The following is a 22,481-nucleotide window of genomic DNA, read 5'->3' on the forward strand; positions in this document are numbered from 1 at the left end:
GGTCAATCAGGAAAACGAGGGTTGGCAGGCCAGCAGGGCGGCACCGCGTGCGCCACCGGCATCGCCGAAGCGCGGCGGCACGATGGGCGGCACCTGCACGCCGTTGAACAGATGCGCGGCGATGGCTGCCGGCAACAGCTGGTACAGCGGTGCGTACTGGGACAGGCCGCCACCGAGCACGATCACGTGCGGGTCCAGTGCCAGCACCAGGGCAGCAAGGCTGTGGCCGAGCAGGTCGCGATGGATGTCCAGCGCCTGCCGTGCGCGCGTATCACCGGCCTCGGCCAGGGCGACCACCACGCTGGCATCGGCAGCGCTGCCACCGAGGTGACGCTCGATCATCGCCAGGCCACTGCCGGACACGTAGCGCTCCACGCAGCCTTGCAGGCCACAGGCGCAATCGATGAGCGGCAGGCCATGACGCTGCAGCAGGTGACCCGGCACGCTCCAGTGGCCCCATTCGCCGGCCAGGCCGTTGAAGCCGGACAGCAGGCGCCCCTGCAGGCAGAAGCCGCCACCGGCACCGGTGCCGAGGATGGCGCCGAACATGCTGGGGTAGCCATCGGCGGCGCCACCATGCGCCTCGGAGAGCGCAAAACACTGCAGGTCGTTGCCGAAATGCAGCGGACGCTGCAGGCGTGCCTGCAGATCAGCCGCCACGCATTGACCGGTCAGCGCAGGCACATTGGCGCTGAGCTGGCGGCCGTTGCGACGATCACGCACGCCGGGCAGGGCGATGCCGATGGCCGCATCGCTGCGACCCAGCGCCGCATCAGCTTCAGCAACCAATGTCACCACCGCCTGCAGGAAGCCGTCGTAGTCGCCCTGCGGGGTAGCCACGCGGCGGCGCCAGGTGACCTGCATCGCTGCATCGCACACCACCAGCTCGATCTTGGTGCCGCCGATGTCGATGCCGTAGCAGGCGTTGGCGATCAGCTCAGCCATGGTGGATGGTGACACCCTTGACCACGCGGTTGACGGTGCCGTCCGGGAACGGATTGTCGGGGGTCAGGCCGAGTGCGGCCGAACGCTGCAGCGCGTACAGCTGCGCAAAGCCCAGCCACACCGGCGCCAGCCACGGGTCATCCAGGGCTGGCACGGTGAGGGTGTAGTCATCGTCGGCGCCGATATCCGAATGCGGGCCGATCGACAGCACCTGGCCGGCCACGCCGTCGCGGCGCAGTTCTTCCAGCAGGTCCTGCTCATAGCGGCGCGCCAGCGGCTGCACGCTGCGCAGCACGACCACCAGGGTGCTGCCGTCCAGCGTGGACTTCGGTCCATGGCGGAAGCCGAGCGGGGTGTTGGCCAGCGCCAGCACGCGGCCGGCGGTCAGCTCCAGCACCTTCAGCGCAGCCTCGCGCGCCAGTGCTTCCAGCGGGCCGCTGCCAAGGTAGATGACCCGGTTGAACGGGCGCTGCGCCAGCGCGGCCACAGCTGCATCCCACTGCGCCTGGCCTTCGCGGGCCAGACCGGCAATCTGCTGCAGGCGCGCGATGCGCGCATCCCACGGCGAACGGTCGAACACGGTCAATGCCGCCAGCAGCATGCAGGTCAGGCTGCTGGTCATGGCGAAGGCGCGGTCGCAGCTGGCCGACGGCATCAGCAGGGTGCAGGTGTCGGCACGGCCGGCGCCACGGCGGGCCAGCTCGCCCTCGGCATTGCAGGTGATGTCCAGGAAGCGCGCATCGTCCACGTCACTGCGCACGCGGTCGACGGCGGCAACGCTTTCGGGGCTGGAGCCGCTGCGGCCGAACGACACCAGCAGGGTCGGACGGTCGCGCTGCAGGTACAGCGCAGGATGGGTGAGCAGGCTGGTGGTATGCACCACGCGCACCTCGGCCGGCCACTGCGCGTTGATGGCATCGGCCACCATTTCAGCGATGAAGCCGGAACTGCCGGCGCCGGTGAACAGCACGCGCTGGTTCGGGTCGTTGAGGCTGTCGCCGAGGAAGGCCTGCAGGCGGTCGCGGGCACGCGACAGACCCTGTGCAAGGGCTTCCCACAGCGCCGGCTGCTGGGCGATTTCGGTAGCGGTATCGGCTCCGCCGCGGCGCTGCCAGGCGGACACATCGGAAAGCAGGGTGACGTCCATTCGGAGGTTCCAGTTGGGCCAGCGCACCATCTGCGTTTTCTTTCGAAATGTCAAATACCGAAAGTAAAAAGAAAGATATCGCGGTGATGACTTTCCTCGCGCGGCATCACTCTGGAAACGAAAGAAACCGCCGGATGCCGTATCGCACAATGCTTAACAGGCGACTGCAAGCGGTTACACAAAGTATTGCACCGCAACAACTTTCGTTTCATCTAAATATATCTTCCTTTTTCCTTTCAATTTGTTGACATCTTTCGAATCGCTGCCCTAGAGTCGGCCCAACCGCTTTCGAAACGCCCGGTGAACGGGTTGGGAGTCCGTGTGGAAATCTGCGTTCGTCGTTCGCCACTGCTGCTGGCCCTGTTGCCGGCACTGCTGTCGGCGTCCCTGTCGGCCCAGGCCGCACCGGTCGGCAACCTGCGCTCGGTCAGCGCCAGTGCCAGCACCGACGGTGTAAATGGCTGGGACCTGCAGACCGACAACGGCACGCGCATCCGCATTGAACTGCCGGCCCCCGACATCATCCGCGTACAGGCCGGCCGCAACGGCAAGCTGACCGGTGCCGGCGACAAGGCCGCGCCGATCGTGCTGCCGCAGCCCAAGGCCAACGTGCAGGCACAGCTGGAAGAAGACGCGCAGGAGATCCGCGTGCGTACCGCTGCACTCGTGCTGCATGTGCAGCGGCAGCCGTTGCGCCTGCGCCTGGAGCGCCTGGACAACGGCCAGCCCACCGCGCTGTGGCAGGAACTGCAGCCGCTGGACCTGGATGCCGCGCAGAGCGTGCAGGTGCTGTCCTCGCAGGCCGATGAAGGCTATTACGGCGGTGGCCAGCAGAACGGCCGCTACCAGTTCAAGGGCCGCGAACTGGAAGTCTCGTACTCCGGCGGCTGGGAAGAGGGTGACCGCCCGAGCCCGGCACCGATGCTGCTGAGCAGCCGGGGCTGGGGCATGCTGCGCAATACGTGGAGCGATGGCAGCTACGACCTGCGGCAGAGCGACCAGGCCACCCTGCTGCATCGTGAAGACCGCTTCGATGCGTACTACTTCGTTGGCGCCGACCTGCCGAAGCTGATCGAGCGCTACACCCAGCTGACCGGCCGCCCGAACATGGTCGCGCGCTGGGCGCTGTCCTACGGCGATGCCGATTGCTACAACGACGGCGACAACAGCAAGAAGCCCGGCACCGTGCCCGAGGGCTGGAGCGACGGCCCGACCGGCACCACGCCGGATGTGATCAACAGCGTGGCCAAGCAGTACCGGGCCAACGACATGCCCGGCGGCTGGATCCTGCCCAACGATGGCTATGGCTGCGGCTACAAGCAGTTGCCGGAGACGGTGAAGGGCCTGGCCGGGTACGGCTTCCGCACCGGCCTGTGGACCGAAAACGGCGTCGACAAGATCGCCTGGGAAGTGGGCAAGGCCGGCAGCCGCGTGCAGAAACTGGACGTGGCCTGGACCGGCAAGGGCTACCAGTTCGCGATGGATGCCAACCGCCAGGCGTTCAACGGCATCCTCGACAATTCCGATTCGCGCCCGTTCCTGTGGACGGTGATGGGCTGGGCCGGCATCCAGCGCTATGCCGTGGCCTGGACCGGCGACCAGAGCAGCAGCTGGGACTACATCCGCTGGCATGTGCCGACCCTGGTGGGTTCGGGCCTGTCCGGCATGGCCTACGCCAGCGGCGATGTGGACGCGATCTTCGGCGGCAGCGCCGAGACCTTCACCCGCGACCTGCAGTGGAAGGCGTTCACCCCGGTACTGATGGGCATGAGCGGCTGGTCGTCGAATGCGCGCAAGCACCCGTGGTGGTACGACGAGCCCTACCGCAGCATCAACCGCGATTACCTGAAGTTGAAGATGCGCCTGACCCCATACATGTATGGGCTGGTGCATGAGGCTGCGCAGACCGGTGCACCGCCGGTGCGTGGCCTGATGTGGGACAACCCGCGCGATCCGCACGCGCAGGATGAAACCTACAAGTACCAGTTCCTGCTCGGCCGCGACCTGCTGGTTGCACCGGTGTACCGCAGCCAGGCCGCCAGCCGTGGCTGGCGCCGCGACATCCACCTGCCCGCCGGCGGCTGGATCGACTACTGGGATGGCCGCCGCGTGCAGGCCGCCGCCGATGGCCGCCAGCTGGACCGCCAGGTGGACCTGGCCACGCTGCCGGTGTTCGTGCGTGCCGGTGCGATCCTGCCGATGTACCCGTCGATGCTGTTCGACGGCGAGAAACCTCTCGATGAAGTGACCTTCGACCTGTACCCGCAGGGTGATTCGCAGTACACGCTGTACGAAGATGACGGCAACACCCGCCGCTACCAGCAGGGCGAATCGAGCACGCAGCGGATCAGTGTGCAGGCGCCGGCACAGGGCAGTGGCCCGGTGCAGGTGCAGATCGATGCGGTACAGGGCCAGTACAACGGCCAGCTGGCACAGCGCCGCTATGGCCTGCGCGTGCTCAGCCGGCAGGCGCCGCGTGCGGTGCAGGCCGCTGGCCGCGCGCTGCCGGCGCTGGCCGACGCGACCGCATTCAACAGCGCCAGCGAGGGCTGGTACTTCGATGCCAAGGAGCGTCGCGGCACCCTGCATGTGCGCACCGCATCCCAGGACATCCGCCAGCCGCTGCAGCTGCAGCTGGACTTCGCCGTCGCCGCAGCGGCCGCCGACGATGCCTATCCGGCCGCACCTGTGCTGGGCCGCGAACTGCCGGCCGACAGCCTGCTGGTCGTCAACCGCCCGGCCGAAGAACCCGGCCATGCGCTGGAAAATGCCTTCGATGATGATCCGGCCACCTGGTTCCGCAGCGTGCGCAACCAGGCCGTGCGTACCGGTGCCCATGAGTGGGTGATCGGTTTCGGCGAACGGAAGATGATCGATGGCATCGACATCGCGCCGCGCAACGACAAGAACTGGAAGCACGGCCAGGTGCGCGACTACGAGGTGTACCTGGGCGACAGCAACGGCGAGTGGGGTGAACCGATTGCCCGCGGCCACCTGCAGCTGAAGGAAGGCACGCAGCGCATCGACTTCCCGGCCCACGCCGGCCGCCTGCTGCGCTTCCGCGTGTTGAGCGTGCAGAACCCCGAAGGTGATGGTGCCTCCAGCACCGATCCGATGGTGACCGCGGCACAGGGCAGTGCGCGTGCCTTCGATGCGCTGCAACCGCGCGACGTCGGCCCGATTGCGCTGTCCACCTTCCACATCCTCGAACACCAGGAACCGGAGCGACCGGCCCGGCAGCGCTATCTCTCCGAGCTGCCGGTGCCGGCCGCGCTGGCCAGCCAGGTGCACGCCGACAAGGCGTTCACCGGCGACGCCGGCATGCGCATGAACGGCCTGCAGTTCCGCCGCGGCCTGGGCGTGTCTGCCAACAGCCGCATCGACCTGCGCCTGCAGGGGGGATGGCGCCTGCTGCGTGCCGACCTCGGCATTGACGACGCCTGCCGCACGGCCGGTGGCCTGCAGTTCCAGGTCTGGGGCGACAACCGCCTGCTGTATGACAGCGGCCTGGTGAAGGCGCCCGGCGTGGTCAAGCCGGAGCTGGACATCCGTGGCCTTTCCACCCTGAGCCTGCGCACGCTGGGTGCGCAGGGCAGCCAACCCGCCCAGGTCTGTGCCAACTGGGCCAACGCCGTGCTGATCGGCCAGGAGGGCGACTCCGCCAGCATCGTCGCCCCATGACCGCCACGTAACACCGCTCCTCCCCCGCCCATTCCGACTACGGCTTCACCACGACGGTGGGAGCCGTGGCCCGGGAGCGTTTTGCCCGCCGATCCACCATTCGCGCCGCACCCCTGCCAGGAGAGAACCCCGATGTTGCCCGCCCGCCACCACCGCCCCCCCTGTCGTTCGATCGCACCGCTGTCGCTGGCCATTGCCGGCGTGCTGCTGTCGGTCGCCGTTCCTGCCTTCGCCCAGGAGAGCAAGGACAAGGCCACCGACCTGGCCCGCATCGAGGTCACCGGCTCCAACATCCGCCGCACCGACGTTGAAACCGCCTCGCCGGTGCAGGTGATCAGCAAGCAGGACATCCAGAACATGGGTGCGCGCACGCTGCTGCAGGTGCTCGACAACCTGCCGGCCGCCCGGCCAGCGCAGCAGGATTCGCGCTCGCTGTTCACCGGCTCCGACGGCGCTTCGCAGGCCAACCTGCGTGGCCTCGGCGCGCAGGGCACGCTGGTGCTGTTGAATGGCCGTCGCCTGTCGTACTACGGTGCGCCGGCGGGTTTCCAGACCCAGTTCGTCAACATCGACGCGATTCCCGCCGCCGCCATCGAACGCATGGAAGTGCTGACCGACGGTGCCTCGGCCGTGTACGGAACCGACGCGGTGGCCGGCGTGATCAACGTGATCACCAAGCGCAACTTCCAGGGCGCGGAGATCAGCTTCACCAACGACACCTCCTCGCGCATCGATTCCTACGGCGAGCGCCAGGCCAGCATCACCGCCGGCTTCGGTGACCTCACCGAGAACCGCTTCAACATCTACGGCGCGGTGAACATGTACCGCCGCGACGCGATTCCGCTGGCCGACTTCTATGACAAGCGCCCGGACCAGTACTACGTCAACAACCCCAACTACCTGAACAACCTGCGCCTGGGCGTGGGCAGCAAGCCGGGCGAGTTCAACCCGGGCAGCTATTTCGCGTTCGATCCGGTGACCGGCCGCCGCGTGCAGGAAGCCGCGCCGGGCTGCAAGAACGTGCTGACCAGTGAAGCGGCCGGCCCGCGTTGCGTCTGGGAAACCTGGATGAACAACGAGATCGACGCGGGCGCCAAATCCGAGCGCAACACCGCCTACCTCAACGGCACCTTCCTGGTGGGCGACAGCACCGAGATCTTCGCCGAGGCCACCTATACCGATATCGACCTGCGTGCCAACGGCGGTACCCCGCGCAGCTACGGCACCACCACCGGCAACCCGACCAGCTGGTTCTCGCGCGATACCGGAAACAACGTCAACCAGTTCCTGTATCCGTTCCTGGGCCCGAACAACGAGTACAACCACGCCAGCCCCGAGCTGAAGGCCATGATGGGTGGCGTGGTCGGCCTGCAGTACCTGCTGCAGGATGCAGGCGCCAACTACTTCGGCCAGCGCAACACCGACAAGAGCTACCGCGTGCTGACCGGCGCGCGCGGCAACGTAGGTGACTGGAACTGGGAAACCGCGTTCGCCACCGCCGGCACGCACTCGACCACCTACCAGACGATCAACGTCAACGTGAAGGGCTTCGAGAAGGCGTTCGGTCCTTACAGCATCGACCCGGGCACGGGCCGTGTGATCATCTCCGATCATCCGGCGTACAAGTTCGGTGAGATCAGCGAGGCCAACGCCGCACTGATCCGCGGCGCCTTCCCGACCTTCGACATTCAGTCGTGGACGCGCCTGCATACCCTGGACGGCAAGATCGAAGGCCCGCTGTTCCAGCTGCCGGCCGGCGACATGCGCGCCGCGTTCGGTTTCAACGCCAGCCGCGAAACCTTCTACACCCCCGGCAACGCCGACGCGGCCGCCGGCCTGATCACCCAGCAGGGTGGCTCGTGGTTCGATGGCGCGCGCAACACCTATGCGCTGTTTGCTGAAACGGTGGCGCCGATTACCGAGAAGCTGGAGCTGGACGCGGCCGTGCGCGTGGACAAGTACCCGAACTTCAGCGCCAACGTCGCGCCGAAGATCGGCTTCAAGTACCAGGCGTTCGACCAGCTGATGCTGCGCGGTACCTATTCCACCGGCTTCCGCGCCCCCAGCCTGGCCGAGTCCGGCAACGGCGGCGTGTACGCGCAGCTGGGCGGCTACCGTGATGAACTGCGCTGCGCCGAGACCAACGCCATCGCCAACCTGCTGCTGAAATCGCAGCGCGGCGGCGATGTTGACCTGGGCAAGAGCCTGCTCAACGTGGACTGCAGCCGCACCGTGGCCCGCATGACACAGCCGAACCAGAACCTGAAGCCGGAGAAGGCGAAGATCGCCACGCTGGGCTTCGTCTACGAGCCGGCCAGCTGGCTGTCGGTGTCGGCCGACTACTGGTTCATCTACCGCGACAACGAAATCGTTGCCCCGGACTACCGCCGCGCCGAAGACATCATCTCCTCGTCGCGCTCGCCGATCACCGACAGCGACCGCGCCAACCTGGCGCAGCTGGCGGCGATGTGCGCCGACCCGGCAAGCGGTGTGAGCTGCCCGGGAACGCTGCCGGGCTACTCGGCAGGCAACGTGGCCAGCGTGGTGGGCCAGTACAAGAACCGCGGCAAGACCCTGATCGATGGATTCGACATCGATGCGCGCAGCCGTTTCTCGCTGGGTGAGTGGGGCGGCCTGAACATCGGCCTGGCCGCCACCATCGCCAACCGCAACCGCTTCTACATGGATGAACAGAACGGCTGGTACTACGGCGACGTGGTGGGCTACTACAACAACCCGCGCCTGCGTGCGACGCTCAATGCCGACTGGACCTACAAGCAGGTCACCACCAGCATGTTCGTCAACTATGTGGGCGGCACGAAGTGGGCGACCGACCAGGTCGACGAAGTGAGCAACAACAAGGAAACCTGCACCGGCGGCTACCTGGCCCTGCAGGAGAGCAAGTGCGATGGTGCACCGTCGTGGTGGACCGCCAACATGAGCGTCACCTGGCGCCCGGATGATGCGTGGAACCTGAGCTTCACCGTCAAGAACCTGTTCAACCGCCTGCCGTTCTACGATCCCAACAGCTTCCTGGGTGACTCCAGTGACTACGCCACCATCTTCGGTCGTGGTTACAGTGTGACCATCGGCTACCGGTTCAAGTAATTCCGTTTGCGTGACCAGGCGCGCCGGCCCAGGCTGGCGCGCCTTCAAGAGGAGAGTGTTTGCCATGAAGCGTAGGGAATTCATCGCGGCCAGCGCCGCTGTCGCCGCCAGCAGCCTGCTGCCGCAGACCCCGGCATGGGCACGTGGCCGCAAGGTACGCCTGGCCGTGATCGGTACCGGCATGCGTGGCCTGGTGCTGCTGAAGGAACTGGTGCGCCGCGACGACGTGGAGGTCGTTGCCCTGTGCGATATCGAGCCGATCATGCTCGCCCGCGCCGTGGAGATGGTCAGCAAGGCGGATAAGCCCGCGCCGAAGACCTACGGCCAGGACCGCGACATCAACGCATGGAAGCGCCTGCTGGAGCAGAAGGGCATCGATGGCGTGATCATTGCCACGCCGTGGGAGTACCACGCACCGATGGCGATTGCCGCGATGCAGGCCGGCGTGGCCGTGGGCTGCGAAGTGGTGGCCGGCATCACCCTGCAGGATCACTGGGATGTGCTGAAGACCCAGCTGAGCACCGGCACCCCGTACATGCTGCTGGAGAACGTCTGTTACCGCCGTGACGTGATGGCGGCCCTGCAGATGGTGCGGCAGGGTCTGTTCGGCGAACTGGTGCACCTGCAGGCCGGTTACCAGCACGACCTGCGCGGGGTGAAGTTCAACTCCGGCGACCCGAACCAGCCCTACGACAGCGGCGTGGAATTCGGCCCCAAGGGCTGGAGCGAAGCACGCTGGCGCACCGAACACTCGGTGGAGCGCAATGGCGAGCTCTACCCCAGCCACGGCATCGGCCCGTGCGCGATGTATACCGGCATCAACCGCGGCAACCGCTTCACCCACATCAACGCGTTCGCCACCAAGGCGCGTGGCCTGCACGAATACACCGTGGCCAAGAGTGGCGGCACCACCCACCCGAGCACCAAGGTGAAGTTCAAGCTCGGCGACATCGTCACCACCACGCTGGCCTGCGAGAACGGCGAGACCATCCTGCTGCAGCACGACACCTCGCTGCCGCGCCCGTATTCGATGGGCTTCCGCGTGCAGGGCACCAAGGGCCTGTGGATGGACGTGAACCATTCGATCCACATCGAAGGCCGCAGCCCGCCGCACCAGTGGGAAGAGTTCAAGAAGTACCAGGACCAGTACGAACATCCGCTGTGGAAGCAGAATGCCGACACCGCTGCCAGCGCCGGCCATGGCGGCATGGACTGGTTCGTGATCCATGCGTTCGTGGAAGCGCTGAAGGCCAAGGCGCCGATGCCGATCGACATCTACGACGCAGTGACGTGGAGCGCGATTACCCCGTTGAGCGAGCAGTCGATCGCCAACAGTTTCCAGACGCTGGAGTTCCCGGATTTCACTGCGGGCCTGTGGCAGAAGCGCAAGCCGATTTTTGCGTTTGACGGAAAGTATTGACCTGCAATGTATGAAGTCGAGCGGCGTTCGGCTGCTTTAGCTACCAGCAACGCCGGGCCATGCCCGGCGTTGCTTTCGGCCTTTTGCACGGGGCTTTTGGAGTCGGCTCCGCAACGTCATAATTGTTGGCGAGTGTTCAATAAACCGCCTCATTGCATAACTAATTGCGTGCAGCCATTGGTGAAGTAGATCAATAGCTCATGCTGAAATTCTCTGTCGTCGACTTGATCCCTGACGGCGTACTCTTGAGCGCGCCCACATAGAGGAAGAAGCCTGGCGCAAGGTTGGATCGCTGGAAGGGAATCCAAACCGAATCCAAACCACCACCCGCGCCTCCAGGGTAGATCCAGCCTGGTGCAAAGCGTTGGGTCTGAACTTGCCAGTTCGAGTCGTACCACGTGATCTGGAACTCAGTGCCGGAAGAAATTCCATGCCCATTCACCACGAGGCCAGTGGTGGGCGAGTCCCAGAAGAAGGCGTCCGTCACCACCGGCCTATCGTGATCGGCTGCAATGGCTTCGGAAAGTGGTAGGCCGAAACGCTCGCTGCAAGTGAACAGGGGGTCGTACATGAATGAGATAACCCTGTCTGCACGGCTGGTCACGAATGTCAGCGCTCGATCCATACGTTCTTTGGTTGTTCGAGACAATGATACGAAACTGCATCCGGTGTAGTTCGGACTATCAGTGTCTTCTTCAAATGCCTCCAGATTTGCCCACAGATCAACCCTCCTTCCTCCTTGATTGAATTCTGATTTCGCAACGTTCAAGGCGCTGAAAACATCCCGTATTGAGCCTGTGTACTGACTAGAAAATGTTCTATTGGCGTCAACTCGGGGATAGTCGCCGAGAGCTGGGTCGACCGCACCAATGAACTGTGTTTCCTGCCCCGGCCAGTAGTAGGCTGCATTTCCTGTGCCCCGACCATCCTGAGGCGCAATGATGTCCACGCCAGCGTTAGCCAATCGCCTGAAGCCGTTGACGGTCTGCGCGATGGTCTGTGTATTTCCACCGCCATCTCTGAGTAGGAAGAGATAGGGCGATACAACATACTTTCCATTCGGGTTCAGGCTGCGAAAAGCGCTGGCATCCAGACCGTACTCGTTGTCGGATGCCGTGTAGGTGGTACCAAGTAGCGCTTCGTATGTCTGATATGCGCCACGAAAGCTACGGTGCCCAGCATGTCGTGCTCGCCAATCGGAATAAACTCGCCGTGCCCAGTCTCGATGTGAGGAGAGCATATCTGCATCGATCATCCATTCCTGCCCGGTCATGATCGGGAATGCGGGTGCACCGAGGTAAACCTCCATGTCGAGGTGATCCGCGACGGTGAGCATTGCAGTAGTACTCTCAACCGCATTCGTATCATATTGAACGAACAGAACGTCGAAGGTTCCACTTGAGTAGTCGCAAGATGCCTGGCCATCGTGCGGCAATACAATGCGCCAGAAGACCCTTGGCGTGCCATCCACTACGGTTTCAATTTTTCGGTCCAAGCCGCTGGGGCAAGCAATCGCGGGGCCATAGTGCTCATCGAATTCATAGCTCAGCCAGTTCCGGATACGAGCGCTGCCGATCTCCTGCATGGCCTGTTGCACGCAGGAAGCTCCAGTTGACGTTCGGCAGCCAATTGCGACAGTGGCGGGATCTGCGTGACGTTTCAGGTGCGGCGCGAAGTTCAGTACAGTTGTGCCGCCGATTCGGTGGAAATCCTGAAGCGTGGTCTGCCAGGAACAGGCCGAGCGTTGGTACATCCATGTGCCGCGTATTGGGTAGTCCGCGGTCACAGCAGTATCGTACGGAGTGCCGCAGTAGCCGATCGTCTCTGATGCCTTGGATTCAGGAGAGAAAATCGTGATTGCAGGCATCGAAATCAGCACTAGCAAAAGTCTGAAGTTCATAAGTTCCCTTTTTTAAATTACTTCCGCGATTTTCTCGCCTCAGAACATGTGCCGAAGCGTCAGTCTTCAATGCAGTGAGCGTGGTTCGTGGGAAGTGTAAGGAATGAAGCGGTGTCAATGCTTGTGTTCTCGCCGGTTTCATCCTCTCAGATTCCGAACCTCTGTACCGCACCGCACTCCGATCCTGTGCGATGAGTGCAGGCGATGCCCGATGGCGAACTGCATTAGCGAGCTGCATTAGCCTGCTGGGCAGGCACTGCGGAGCAGGCGCACCAAGCATGGCAGAAGATATGCAGTTTTCCGGAGCGGCGCTGTGTGGCGCCCACAGCATCGAGTTCTGGACGTCCGATGATTCCAATGTGTGCTGCGATGATAAGACACTGGTGCGCGTCGAACCGACACGATGGCGAGCGTTGCTTGGGTTTTTCGCGCGACGACGCGCGCATCCATTTCGTGGAAAAGAAGCTGCCGCGAGTTGATGCTTGCTCACGGCACCACCTGCAAGGGCATTGGCCGAGAGACAGGACTCAGTTGTTCAACATGTACCTGGTCGAGACTGCCCCGACGGGCGCTGCGCAGGCACCTTTGACTCGGGCGCTCTGGGTGATGGCTGACGTCAGGGGGGGAGGTGTCGAAGGCGCGCTTGATCGGGCCGCTAGATGCAGAGAACCCCGGATCGCCCCGGGGTTCGCACTTCTTGGCATCAGCCAAGCGTTCAAATTGGCGCGCCCGGAGGGATTCGAACCCCCGACCAATGGCTTCGGAAGCCACTACTCTATCCGGCTGAGCTACGAGCGCGTGGTGGAACCGCCGCGCCGTCGGCCAAGGCCGGGGCGGGCATCGCAACGCAATGAGGCGGTGCGGGATGGGCATTCTATCCAGTTTCGCCGCACAAATCTCCCCCCGCCGGCAAAGTCGGTCCGAAGGCACAGGAGTATCCTAGTGTCATGGCTGATACCCCCCTTTCCGCGCCGCATCCGGCGCCGACGCCGCGTTGGCGGCATTACTGGTCCCTGATGCGCGCCGATCGCCCGATCGGCACGCTGCTGCTGCTGTGGCCCACCTGGTGGGCGTTGTGGCTGGCCGCTGGCGGCCTGCCGCCGCTGTGGACCCTGTTCGTGTTCACCGCTGGCGTCTGGCTGACCCGCTCGGCCGGTTGCGTCATCAACGACTACGCCGACCGCTGGCTCGACCCGCACGTGGAGCGCACCAAGGCGCGACCGCTGGCGACCGGCGCAATCAGCGGCCGGGCGGCGCTGGTGCTGTTCGCGGTGCTGATGCTGGTGGCCTTCGGCCTGGTGCTGAACCTGAACGGCCTGACCATCGCGCTGAGCTTCATCGGCGTGTTCCTGGCGGCCAGCTATCCCTACCTGAAGCGCTACACCCATCTGCCGCAGGTCTACCTGGGCATGTCCTTCGGCTGGGGCATCCCGATGGCCTTCGCCGCCGTGCAGGGCGAGGTGCCGATGCTGGGCTGGCTGCTGTATGCCGGCAACATCCTGTGGTCCACCGCCTACGACACCTGGTACGCCATGGTCGACCGCGAAGACGACCTGAAGATGGGTTCGCACTCCACTGCGATCCTGTTCGGCGATCTGGACCTGGTCATCCAGGGCGTGCTGTACGCGCTGTTCCTGGCCACGATGGCGCTGGTGGGCGTGCGCGGCGGGCTGGGTGGGTACTACCTGGCCGGCGTAGCGGTGGCCACGCTGCTGGTGGTGTACGAGTTCTGGATCTGCCGCAACCGCGAGCGTGGGCCGTGCTTCAAGGCCTTCCTGCACAACAACTGGGTGGGTGCCGCGCTGTTTGCCGGTATCGCCGTGGATCTGGCGCTGCGTTGAGAAGGCCGCCGGGCATGGCCCGGCGCTACCCCGCGCCATGTGCACGGGTCGGAATCCTCGGCCGAACTGGTAGCGCCGGGCCATGCCCGGCGGCCGGCCACCTACGACCAATAGGTGGCTGACAGCCCGCACCCCACCGCCCAGAATCAGGCCATCGAACCTGGGAGGGTAGGTGATGGCCTCGACGGCAGCAGTACAGGACGGCTGGATGGCGCGCGCCGCGCTGCGCTCGGCCGCCTGGGCGGAAAAGTGGTTCCCCGATGCGTACGTATTCGCGGTGCTCGGCGTGGTCATCGTCGCGCTGGCGGCGATGGGCTTCGGCGCCACCCCGCAGGCCACCGCCAGCGCCTTCGGCGACGGCTTCTGGAGCCTGATTCCCTTCACCATGCAGATGGTCTTCGTGGTCATCGGTGGTTATGCGGTAGCCACTGCACCGGTGGTCGCGCGCTTCATCGACTACCTGGCCCGGGTGCCACGCACCGGTCGTGGTGCCGTGGTGTACGTCGGCCTGGTCAGCATGCTGGCCTCGCTGCTCAGCTGGGGCTTCTCGCTGGTGTTCGGCGGCCTGCTGGTGCGCGCGCTGGCCCGCCGCACCGAGCTGCGCATGGACTATCGGGCTGCCGGTGCCTCGGCCTACCTGGGCCTGGGCGCGGTGTGGGCGATGGGCCTGAGTTCGTCGGCGGCACAGCTGCAGGCCAACCCGGCCAGCATGCCGCCGGGGCTGGTGGAGATCACCGGCGTGCTGCCGTTCACCGAAACCATCTTCCTGTGGCAGTCGATCGCGTTGACCTCGGTGTTGATCGTGGTTTCGCTGCTGATCGCCTGGCTGACCGCGCCGGCTGCCGGCAGTGCGCGTACCGCCGAAGATTTCCCCGGCGCGGCGCAGGCCGAACCGGAGCCGCTGCAGCGCCGCACCCGTCCGGGCGAGTGGCTGGAGTACAGCCCGTTGTTGACCGTGCTGCTTTCACTGCTGGCCTTCGGCTGGCTGTTCAACGAGTTCGCCAACAAGCCGCTGGTCAGCGCGATCGCCAACCTCAACACCTACAACTTCATGTTCATCTCGCTGGGCCTGCTGCTGCACTGGCGCCCGCGCAGCTTCCTCAACGCGGTGGCCAAGGCGGTACCGAGCACCACCGGTGTGCTGATCCAGTTCCCGCTGTACGGCGGCATCGCGATGATCCTCACCCACGCTGCCGGTGGCGACGGTGAGACCCTGGCGCATCGGCTGTCGAGCCTGTTCGTGCACGTGGCCAGCACCGAAAGCTTCGCGCTGGTGATGGGCGTGTACTCGGCGGTGCTGGGCTTCTTCGTGCCGTCCGGTGGCGGCAAGTGGATCATCGAAGCGCCGTACGTGATGCAGGCCGCGAACGAACTGAAGGCGCACCTGGGCTGGGCGGTGCAGGTCTACAACGCGGCCGAAGCGCTGCCGAACCTGATCAACCCGTTCTGGATGCTGCCGCTGCTGGGCGTGCTCGGCCTGAAGGCCCGCGACATCGTTGGCTTCACCTTCATCCAGCTGCTGGTGCATATCCCGCTGGTGCTGGGGCTGTTGTGGCTGCTGGGGATGACGCTGGCGTACGTGCCGCCGGTGATGCCGTAGCGCAGACACGGGGTCATGTGGGGTCAGAGCCTCTCCGCTGGAGAGGATTCGACCCCGGGGTCAGATCCCTTCCGAAGGAAGGGCTCTGACCCCGGAGACCCTCAGCCAGCCGCCGCCTGCTTCTCGATCTCCGCCTTGCGCAGCAGGAAGCGCTGCAGCTTGCCGCTGGGTGTCTTCGGCAGCTCCGCCACGAACTCAACCTGTCGCGGATACGCATGCGCGGATAACCGGCGACGCACATGTTGCTGCAGTTCCTGCGCCAGCGTGTCGCTGCCGCTGACACCATCGCGCAGGATCACGAACGCTTTGACGATCTCGGTGCGTTCGGGATCCGGCACGCCGATCACCGCGGTCTCCACCACTGCAGGGTGCTCCATCAGCACGCTCTCCACGTCGAATGGACCGATGCGATAGCCCGACGATGTGATCAGGTCGTCCGAGCGGCCGATGAAGCTGATCGAGCCATCGTCCTCGCATTCCACCGAATCGCCGGTGAAGTAGTAACGATCACCCAGCGCCGGCGTGTCGGCACCGTAGTAGCCGGTGAACCACATGATCGGCGACTGCCGCAGGTCCACGGCGAGGATGCCCGGCGTGCGCGGCGGCAGTTCGTTGCCGGCATCGTCCAGTACCGCCACACGGTAACCGGGCATCGCAACGCCCGATGACCCCGGCCGCACGGCATGCTCCAGCGCGTGGTGGTTGTTCACCACCATGCCGGTCTCGGTCTGGCCGTAGTGGTCGAGCACCGTGGTGCCCAGATGGGCAGCGAACCAGCGGGCGATCTCCGGGTTCAGCGGTTCGCCGGCGCTGCTCACCACCCGCAGCTGTCCGTTGATGGCAGCGATGGCCTCGGGCCCGGCGGCGATGACCTGCCGGTAGGCGGTCGGCGAGCCGGCAAGGTTGGTGACACCCAGCCGCGCGACGATGTCGTTCAATACCTGCACGCTGAAACCGGCTTCGCTGAAGGTGGTGGCCTGGCCCAGCAGCAGTGGGCCGATCACGGCGTAGTACAGCCCATAGGCCCAGCCGGGATCGGCGATGTTCCAGAACACGTCGTCTGCGCGCAGGTCTACGGCCTGTTGCATGTAACCGGCAAAGGCCAGCAATGCGCGCAGCGGCACCGGCATGCCCTTGGGACTGCCGGTGGTGCCGGAGGTGGACAGCAGCGCCATCAGCTCTTCTCCGCGCAGCATCACCGGCGCGAAGTCGGGTGTGGCACCGGCGGTGCGTGCGGTCCAGTCTATGTCGCCGGCACGCAGCGTCTGTCCGGATGCCAGCACGGTGGCCACCTGCGGGCAGCCATCGACCTCGTCCAGCTTGCTGCGGTTTGCGCTGTCGGTCACCACCAGGGCGGTGCGGCCGGTTTTCAACCGTGTTTCGATGGCCTTGGGGCCGAACGCGGTGAACAACGGCTGATAGATCGCGCCCACCCGCCAGGTGCCGAGGATGGTCGCGAGCAGGTCCGGTGTACGCGGCAGCAGGCCGGCCACCACATCACCCCTGCCGATGCCCTGCGCTGCCAGCACATGGGCAACACGTGCGGAGGCATCGCGCAGGTCCTCGAAGGTGTACCGATGCAGTGCGCCGTGGACATCCACCCAGCGCAGCGCCAGCGCATTGCGGCCGCAATGGCGGTCACAGCACTCCACGCAGGCGTTGATGCCGGCCTGCAGGTCACCATGCAGCTGGCGCTGCGCAAGCTCGATGCTGAAACCGGCCAGTGCCTGTTCGTAGGTGGGGCGTGCTGCGTTGTCGCGGGCCATGCGCATCTCCGGGGTGATGTCACCCGACGATAGGCGGCGCCCCGGCATGCTGCAAATGGGACCATAGGCGTAGGCGGCTGCTGCGCACGCCACGGCGGTGCAGGCCGCTGAATGCGTTCCTTTCCGGCTGCAGCATGAGGACATGCCAAACCCGCATGAATCCTTCCGTGGCTTGTGCCGCAAGGGCTGGCGCGCGTTCATTCACGCGCGTACACACAGGTGTAGCCCGCTCACAACGCATGGTTAACCAATTGCTGCCGACGATGGCCCCGTCCACCGCATTCCGCGCGTGGCATTTGGAGATCGGACATGGCACAGCAGAACCAGAACCCGAACCAGAAGCAGCAGGGCCAGCAGAACCAGCAGGATCAGCAGCAGGAGCGCGGCCGCGACCAGCAGCAGCAACAGCAGCAGGAACAGCAGAAGCGCAACCAGAACCAGCAGCAGGGCGGGCAGGACGAGGAAGAGTGATCCTGGCAGTCGCCATTCATCACCGACGAAGCCCCGCCCCGCGCGGGGCTTCGCTTATTCGAGCACGCCGATCCGCTGCAGCACTGTCGCTGCGGCCATGTCGTTGGGATTGGTACCGGGCAGGCCCTGCGGTACATCCAGGCCCATGCCGCGATACAGGTCTACCCAGTGCTGGGAAATCTCACCGGTCTGCGGGTTGCGGAAGTTCATCGGCTGCAGTGTGAACACATGGTGTGCACGGAACGCGCGTTCGATGAAGTCCGAGCAGTAGTAACGTTCGTCGTTCAACACGTAGGCGGTGTTGTACGGTTTGCCCAGCATCGTGCGCGCGGTGGTCACTGCATCGGTGATGGCATTCTTTGGCGGCGCGCGCAGGCGATAGACCACGACCTGCCGCTGCTTGCCACGCGCATCCTCGCGGAACTGGTCCAGCGTCTGCCGGCGCGAGCCCTTCTCATCGGCATGCAGCACTTCCCAGCCCTGCGGCGACGACGCCACCAGGGCGACATGGTCGAAGCTGGGCGCACCTTGCTTTCCGGTCGCATCGTCGATGGCCGCGCTCAGGCCGGCACGGCCAGCGGTGACGAACAGCAGGTCGCCTTCACGGACCTCGATGGCCATCGCCAAGGCTGGCCACAGGGCGGGCAGCAGCAGGCCGATCAGGAGCAGGAGGCGGCGCATGGGCATCTCGAACAGGCGGGAAGGCGCGATTGTAGGCGGCAGGATAGGATGGCGCGACCAAACCGGAATCAGGACGATCCCATGAAGCTCCGCCGTCCCCTTGCGCTGCTGGCACCCGCCTTTGGCCTTGCGCTGTCCGCCTGCACGCCTGCGCCGCAGCCAGCGCCTGCTGATGTCCCGGCCCCTGCAGCGGCACCTGCCAGCACGGCCAAGGCGGTGGAGCCGGCACCCGCGGTGGCGACAGCGGCGTGCCCCCATCCCGCGTTCGATACCTTCCTCAAACACTTCGGCAATGAGATCACGCTGCAGGAAAAGGCCACGGCCGATCCGCTGCTGGACAGCTACGTTGACGCGGGTGCCGAGCCTGAGCCGCGTACTGTGGAGCGCCCGCTGGCATTGGCCGCTGTCGAATGGCCGGTGATGCCTGATCCAGCCGGGTTGGCCGGGCAGGGCCGGCAGATGCAGGTGACGGCCGTGGCCGATGGGCAGATGCAGGTGCAGATCCGCACGCCCGACAGCAGCGACCAGCAGACCTATACCTTCGTGCAGAAGCCGTGCTGGACACTGGTCAAGCGTGAAGACGAGTCGATCTGAGGCCAGATCGGGACAGGCGCAGGCCGTCGGCGGCTGCTAGGCTCCAAGCACGTTCAAGGCACGGAGACGCCGATGCAGGCCCGCAGGATGCGCACCACCACCGTTACCCTGGTCATCGCCACGCTGTGGGCGATGACCACGTCGCTCGGCGCCCACGCGCAATCGCTGCACGCTGACGATCGCGCCTACTTTCCCAGCGCCGCCGCCGAACAGACGGCACGCATTGCCCTGGGCAAGCGCGTTGAGGCGTTGCAGGGCGCCACGGCGAGCGAGCCGGCCACGCGCTTCCGCCAGGCCGAAGCGCTGCAGGCACAGTGCCTGCGCCACCATGCGTATCTGCATCTGCAGGCTGCCCGCAACGCACGCGATCGTCGCCCGGCGCAGGCGCTGGACCAGGTGATGGGTCTGTGCAGCCGTATCGCCCGCGCGGGCAGGGCCGCCCTGCGTGAGGCACCGGCGGATGCACCTTGGTTGGCGTCCTACCGGTTCCTGCGCGACCGTGCGGTGCAGGAAGGTGCGGCGCCGGCCAATGCGCAGCTGGATGATGCCGTGGATACGCTGGCCGACCCGGCGCTGGATACCTTCGCGCGCCTGCATCGGCAGATCTTCCACAGCGCCGCATTTCCGCGCGTCGAGGGGGCTGGCCGCAGCTGGGATACCGGCGCCGACAAGCAGGCGCTGGCCCAGCACTCCGACCGTACGCTGCGTGAGGCCGGCTGGAAGGGATACTGGCAGGGCCTGCAATCGCGCCGCGAGCCGATGGCTTCGGTGCTGCTGGGCCTGGTGCAGGTGAATGACGCCGCCGCGCGCCTGCAGGGAGATGGCTCGGCCACCGCGCGTGGCTACCGTCGCATGGGCATGGATACGGCGACCGTCGACGCTACGCTGGCGGCGATCGAGCGTCACGCGGCAGACCGTCGTGCCTACCAGGACATGCTGCTGCAGCATGCTGGGCGCAGCGGCATCACGTCGCCGCAGGTCTGGGATACCACCGTGCCGGATGCCGGCTATACGCCATCGGTGCTGACGCTTGAGCAGCTGCGCGATACCGCCGCCGATGCCATGCAGCACCTGGGGCCGGAGTATGTCGCCGAGCTGCGCGCGCTGCTGGACCCTGCGCACAAGCGCATGGACCTGGCCACCGTGCTGGGCAGTCGCAGCCACGACGCGTTCCAGGTGGTTGCTCCGGACATGCCGTCGCTGTTGTTCGTGGGGCTGCGCAGCGGGGATCTGGAGAGCGACGTGGAGATCGCCCATGAAGCCGGGCACGCCGTGCACGGGCAATGGATGCAACGTGGCCATGCCTCGCCGTTGCAGCGCAATGGCAGTGCGTGGCTGACCGAAGCCTTTGCCATCTACAACGAACTGCGCTTTCGTGACCAGCTGTACCAGCAGGCACAGGATCCTCGCGCCAGGGCGTACTACCTGAAATCGCTGCTGGATGACATGGTGATGCAGCTGTTCACCTCCTCCGAGGAAGCGCAGCTGGAGCAGTCGATCTACCAGGGCGTGGCTGGCAACACCCTGGGCACCGCCGACGATCTGGATGCGCTCACCGGCCAGGTGCTGGCGCGCTATGGCCAGCAGCCGCAACGCTACCCGCAGCTGCGCAGCAACTGGATCAGCAAGCGCCTGATGTACGAGGACCCGCAGTACCTGGTCAACTATCTCTACGCCGGCCTGCTGGCGGTGCAGCTGTATGTGCAGGACCAGCAGGACCCGGAGGGTTTCCGCCAGCGCTATCTGACCGTGCTGGGCGAGGGCTTTGACCGCGCACCGCAGGAGCAGGTGGCACAGTTGCTGGGACATGTACCGGACTGGCCGGCACTGGTCGACGCGGACCTGCAGGTGTTCGCGCAGAACGCTGCCCGGCTGCAGGCGTTGTATGCGCAGATCGAGGCAGGGCAGGGCACATGAGCCGGGTGCCGCAGGCGCGCGTTGCCAGGCCGTGGGCGTGGCTTGTGCTGCTGCTCTGCCTGTTGCCGTTGCTGTCGCTGGCGGCAGCCCCGATTCCTGCACTGGACGACCCGGTAGTGGACACCGCCAATGCGCTGTCCGCCAGCACCCGCGCCGCGCTGCGCGAGCAGGCATTGCAGCTGCAGGCACGCAAGGGCGCGCAACTGCAGGTGCTGGTGGTGCCCAGCGTTGGCGAGGAAGGCATCGAAGCCTATGCGCAGCGTGTCTTCGACCAATGGCAGCTGGGCCGCGCTGGCGTCGATGATGGCGTGTTGCTGCTGGTGGCGGTGCAGGATCGGCGTGTACGCATCCAGACCGGCTATGGCCTGGAAGGCACCATTCCCGATGCCTATGCCGCGCGCATCATCGACAAGGCGATCGTGCCGCGGCTGCGCGAGGGAGACCTGGACCAGGGCGTCCTGGACGGGACCAACGTGCTGGTGGCGCTGGTCGACGGCGAGCAATTGCCGCCCTGGGAAGATACGTCGGCACGCAACGTGTTGCCCGCGGACTGGCGCACGGGGGATTCAGTCGTCGCGCTGACGTTGCTGGCGGGCTTCCTGGCTGGTTTGTGGCGATCGCCACCGCGTCTGCTGGCGAAGAGGACCGAAGCTGATTTCATCGGTAACCGCCGCGAGCGGCGGCGCAAGGCACTGGCAGCCAATGCGGCGATGCCCAGATCAACGTGGCCGACATTACCTGCGTGGGGCAGACCGCTGCTGGTGACGGCGGTGATCGCCGCGGGGGGGCTTTCTGCGTCGCTGCTGCTGCCGCGCCACGTGCTGCCGGCATTGTTCTTCGTGCTGCTGCCCGCGGTACCGGTGGCAACACTGCTGGGTTGGTGCTGGCGTCGCAGCGGCGGCGTACGCATCGTGCTGTACGGCATGCTGGCCGTCAGCACCGGCTTCTTCGCGGTGATGCTGGTGCGCGGCCAGTTGCCGCCCAGCCTTGCGCTGCACACGCTGCTGAACCTGGCAGTCGGCATCGTCGCCATGCTGGTGTTCTTCCTGGTGCAGGCCGGTCGCGCGCGCTGGCGGAAGAACCGCAACAGCTTCGCCATCCGCCTGGTGGTGCTGGTGCTGCTGACCGGTGGCTATGCGCTGGGCGCGCTGCTGGCCATCGACCGTGCCGGCGACGAGAACGCCCGCGTGCTGGCGACGATCGTGTCCAGCATGGGCACGCTGTTCCTGTACTTCATCTGGGTGTTCACTCTGCTGCCCGGCGAAAAGGCCCGCGGCGGCCGGGGGTCGTCCAGAGGCTATCGTTCCTCGTCCAGCACCTCGTCGTCCAGTTCGTCCTCGAGCAGTTCCAGCGACTGGTCCGGTGGTGGCGGCCGCAGCGGTGGCGGTGGCGCCTCGGGCAGCTGGTAAC

At 65.6% G+C, this 22,481-nt stretch carries 14 protein-coding genes and 1 tRNA gene; 9 read left to right on the top strand and 6 right to left on the bottom strand.

The window, feature by feature from the left end:
- Window positions 1-6 precede the first annotated feature (6 nt).
- Window positions 7-945 (bottom strand): ROK family protein, encoded by a 939-nt coding sequence (locus AC1DKR_RS17965; protein ID WP_428703702.1) that lies wholly within the window; start codon window positions 943-945, stop codon window positions 7-9.
- On the bottom strand, window positions 938-2,092 hold the full coding sequence (locus AC1DKR_RS17970; protein WP_478034160.1) for an SIS domain-containing protein: 1,155 nt from the start codon (window positions 2,090-2,092) through the stop codon (window positions 938-940). The genes AC1DKR_RS17965 and AC1DKR_RS17970 overlap by 8 nt, the downstream gene beginning before the upstream one ends.
- Before the next feature lie 321 nt (window positions 2,093-2,413).
- Here AC1DKR_RS17970 and AC1DKR_RS17975 point away from each other — a divergent pair, with 321 nt between their 5' ends.
- The 3 genes from AC1DKR_RS17975 (at window position 2,414) to AC1DKR_RS17985 (ending at window position 10,301) form a co-directional block, all read left to right on the top strand.
- On the top strand, window positions 2,414-5,773 hold the full coding sequence (locus tag AC1DKR_RS17975; protein WP_478034274.1) for a TIM-barrel domain-containing protein: 3,360 nt from the start codon (window positions 2,414-2,416) through the stop codon (window positions 5,771-5,773).
- Between the two features lie 132 nt (window positions 5,774-5,905).
- On the top strand, window positions 5,906-8,881 hold the full coding sequence (locus AC1DKR_RS17980; RefSeq protein ID WP_248150781.1) for a TonB-dependent receptor domain-containing protein: 2,976 nt from the start codon (window positions 5,906-5,908) through the stop codon (window positions 8,879-8,881).
- A 64-nt stretch (window positions 8,882-8,945) separates the two neighbouring features.
- Window positions 8,946-10,301, top strand: a complete 1,356-nt coding sequence (locus tag AC1DKR_RS17985) for a Gfo/Idh/MocA family protein (protein WP_478034163.1) — start codon at window positions 8,946-8,948, stop codon at window positions 10,299-10,301.
- A 190-nt stretch (window positions 10,302-10,491) separates the two neighbouring features.
- Here AC1DKR_RS17985 and AC1DKR_RS17990 read toward each other — a convergent pair whose 3' ends face one another.
- Window positions 10,492-12,201: a DUF4434 domain-containing protein gene (locus AC1DKR_RS17990; protein WP_478034165.1), complete on the bottom strand. Its 1,710-nt coding sequence runs from the start codon at window positions 12,199-12,201 to the stop codon at window positions 10,492-10,494.
- Window positions 12,202-12,922: 721 nt separating this feature from the next.
- Window positions 12,923-12,999, bottom strand: a tRNA-Arg gene (locus AC1DKR_RS17995).
- Between the two features lie 149 nt (window positions 13,000-13,148).
- Here AC1DKR_RS17995 and ubiA point away from each other — a divergent pair.
- Both ubiA and AC1DKR_RS18005 read left to right on the top strand, forming a co-directional pair.
- Window positions 13,149-14,042, top strand: a complete 894-nt coding sequence (gene ubiA / locus AC1DKR_RS18000) for a 4-hydroxybenzoate octaprenyltransferase (RefSeq protein ID WP_478034168.1) — start codon at window positions 13,149-13,151, stop codon at window positions 14,040-14,042.
- Between the two features lie 175 nt (window positions 14,043-14,217).
- Window positions 14,218-15,642, top strand: a complete 1,425-nt coding sequence (locus tag AC1DKR_RS18005; RefSeq protein WP_478034170.1) for a short-chain fatty acid transporter — start codon at window positions 14,218-14,220, stop codon at window positions 15,640-15,642.
- A 101-nt stretch (window positions 15,643-15,743) separates the two neighbouring features.
- Here the strand turns inward: AC1DKR_RS18005 and AC1DKR_RS18010 are convergent, their stop codons facing one another.
- Window positions 15,744-17,408 (bottom strand): AMP-binding protein, encoded by a 1,665-nt coding sequence (locus AC1DKR_RS18010; protein ID WP_478034172.1) that lies wholly within the window; start codon window positions 17,406-17,408, stop codon window positions 15,744-15,746.
- 309 nt (window positions 17,409-17,717) lie between these two features.
- On the opposite strand from AC1DKR_RS18010, the gene AC1DKR_RS18015 reads away from it, so the two are divergent.
- The gene (locus tag AC1DKR_RS18015; RefSeq protein WP_165378361.1) at window positions 17,718-17,879 is read left to right on the top strand and encodes a hypothetical protein; all 162 of its coding nucleotides are present in this window, start codon (window positions 17,718-17,720) and stop codon (window positions 17,877-17,879) included.
- Window positions 17,880-17,933: 54 nt separating this feature from the next.
- On the opposite strand, the gene AC1DKR_RS18020 is transcribed toward AC1DKR_RS18015, so the two are convergent.
- The gene (locus AC1DKR_RS18020) at window positions 17,934-18,560 is read right to left on the bottom strand and encodes a YiiX/YebB-like N1pC/P60 family cysteine hydrolase (protein ID WP_230110990.1); all 627 of its coding nucleotides are present in this window, start codon (window positions 18,558-18,560) and stop codon (window positions 17,934-17,936) included.
- 81 nt (window positions 18,561-18,641) lie between these two features.
- Between AC1DKR_RS18020 and AC1DKR_RS18025 the strand changes: the two genes are divergently transcribed.
- From AC1DKR_RS18025 to AC1DKR_RS18035, 3 genes are all read left to right on the top strand, one after another.
- Window positions 18,642-19,154, top strand: a complete 513-nt coding sequence (locus AC1DKR_RS18025) for a hypothetical protein (protein WP_478034177.1) — start codon at window positions 18,642-18,644, stop codon at window positions 19,152-19,154.
- A 72-nt stretch (window positions 19,155-19,226) separates the two neighbouring features.
- Window positions 19,227-21,071 carry a M3 family metallopeptidase gene (locus AC1DKR_RS18030; RefSeq protein WP_478034178.1) on the top strand — a complete coding sequence of 615 codons (1,845 nt, stop codon included), beginning with the start codon at window positions 19,227-19,229 and terminating at the stop codon, window positions 21,069-21,071.
- Window positions 21,068-22,480, top strand: a complete 1,413-nt coding sequence (locus AC1DKR_RS18035) for a TPM domain-containing protein (RefSeq protein WP_478034183.1) — start codon at window positions 21,068-21,070, stop codon at window positions 22,478-22,480. The genes AC1DKR_RS18030 and AC1DKR_RS18035 overlap by 4 nt, the downstream gene beginning before the upstream one ends.
- The last annotated feature ends 1 nt before the right edge of the window (window position 22,481 follow it).

Source organism: Stenotrophomonas sp. 01N47, from assembly GCF_056399165.1.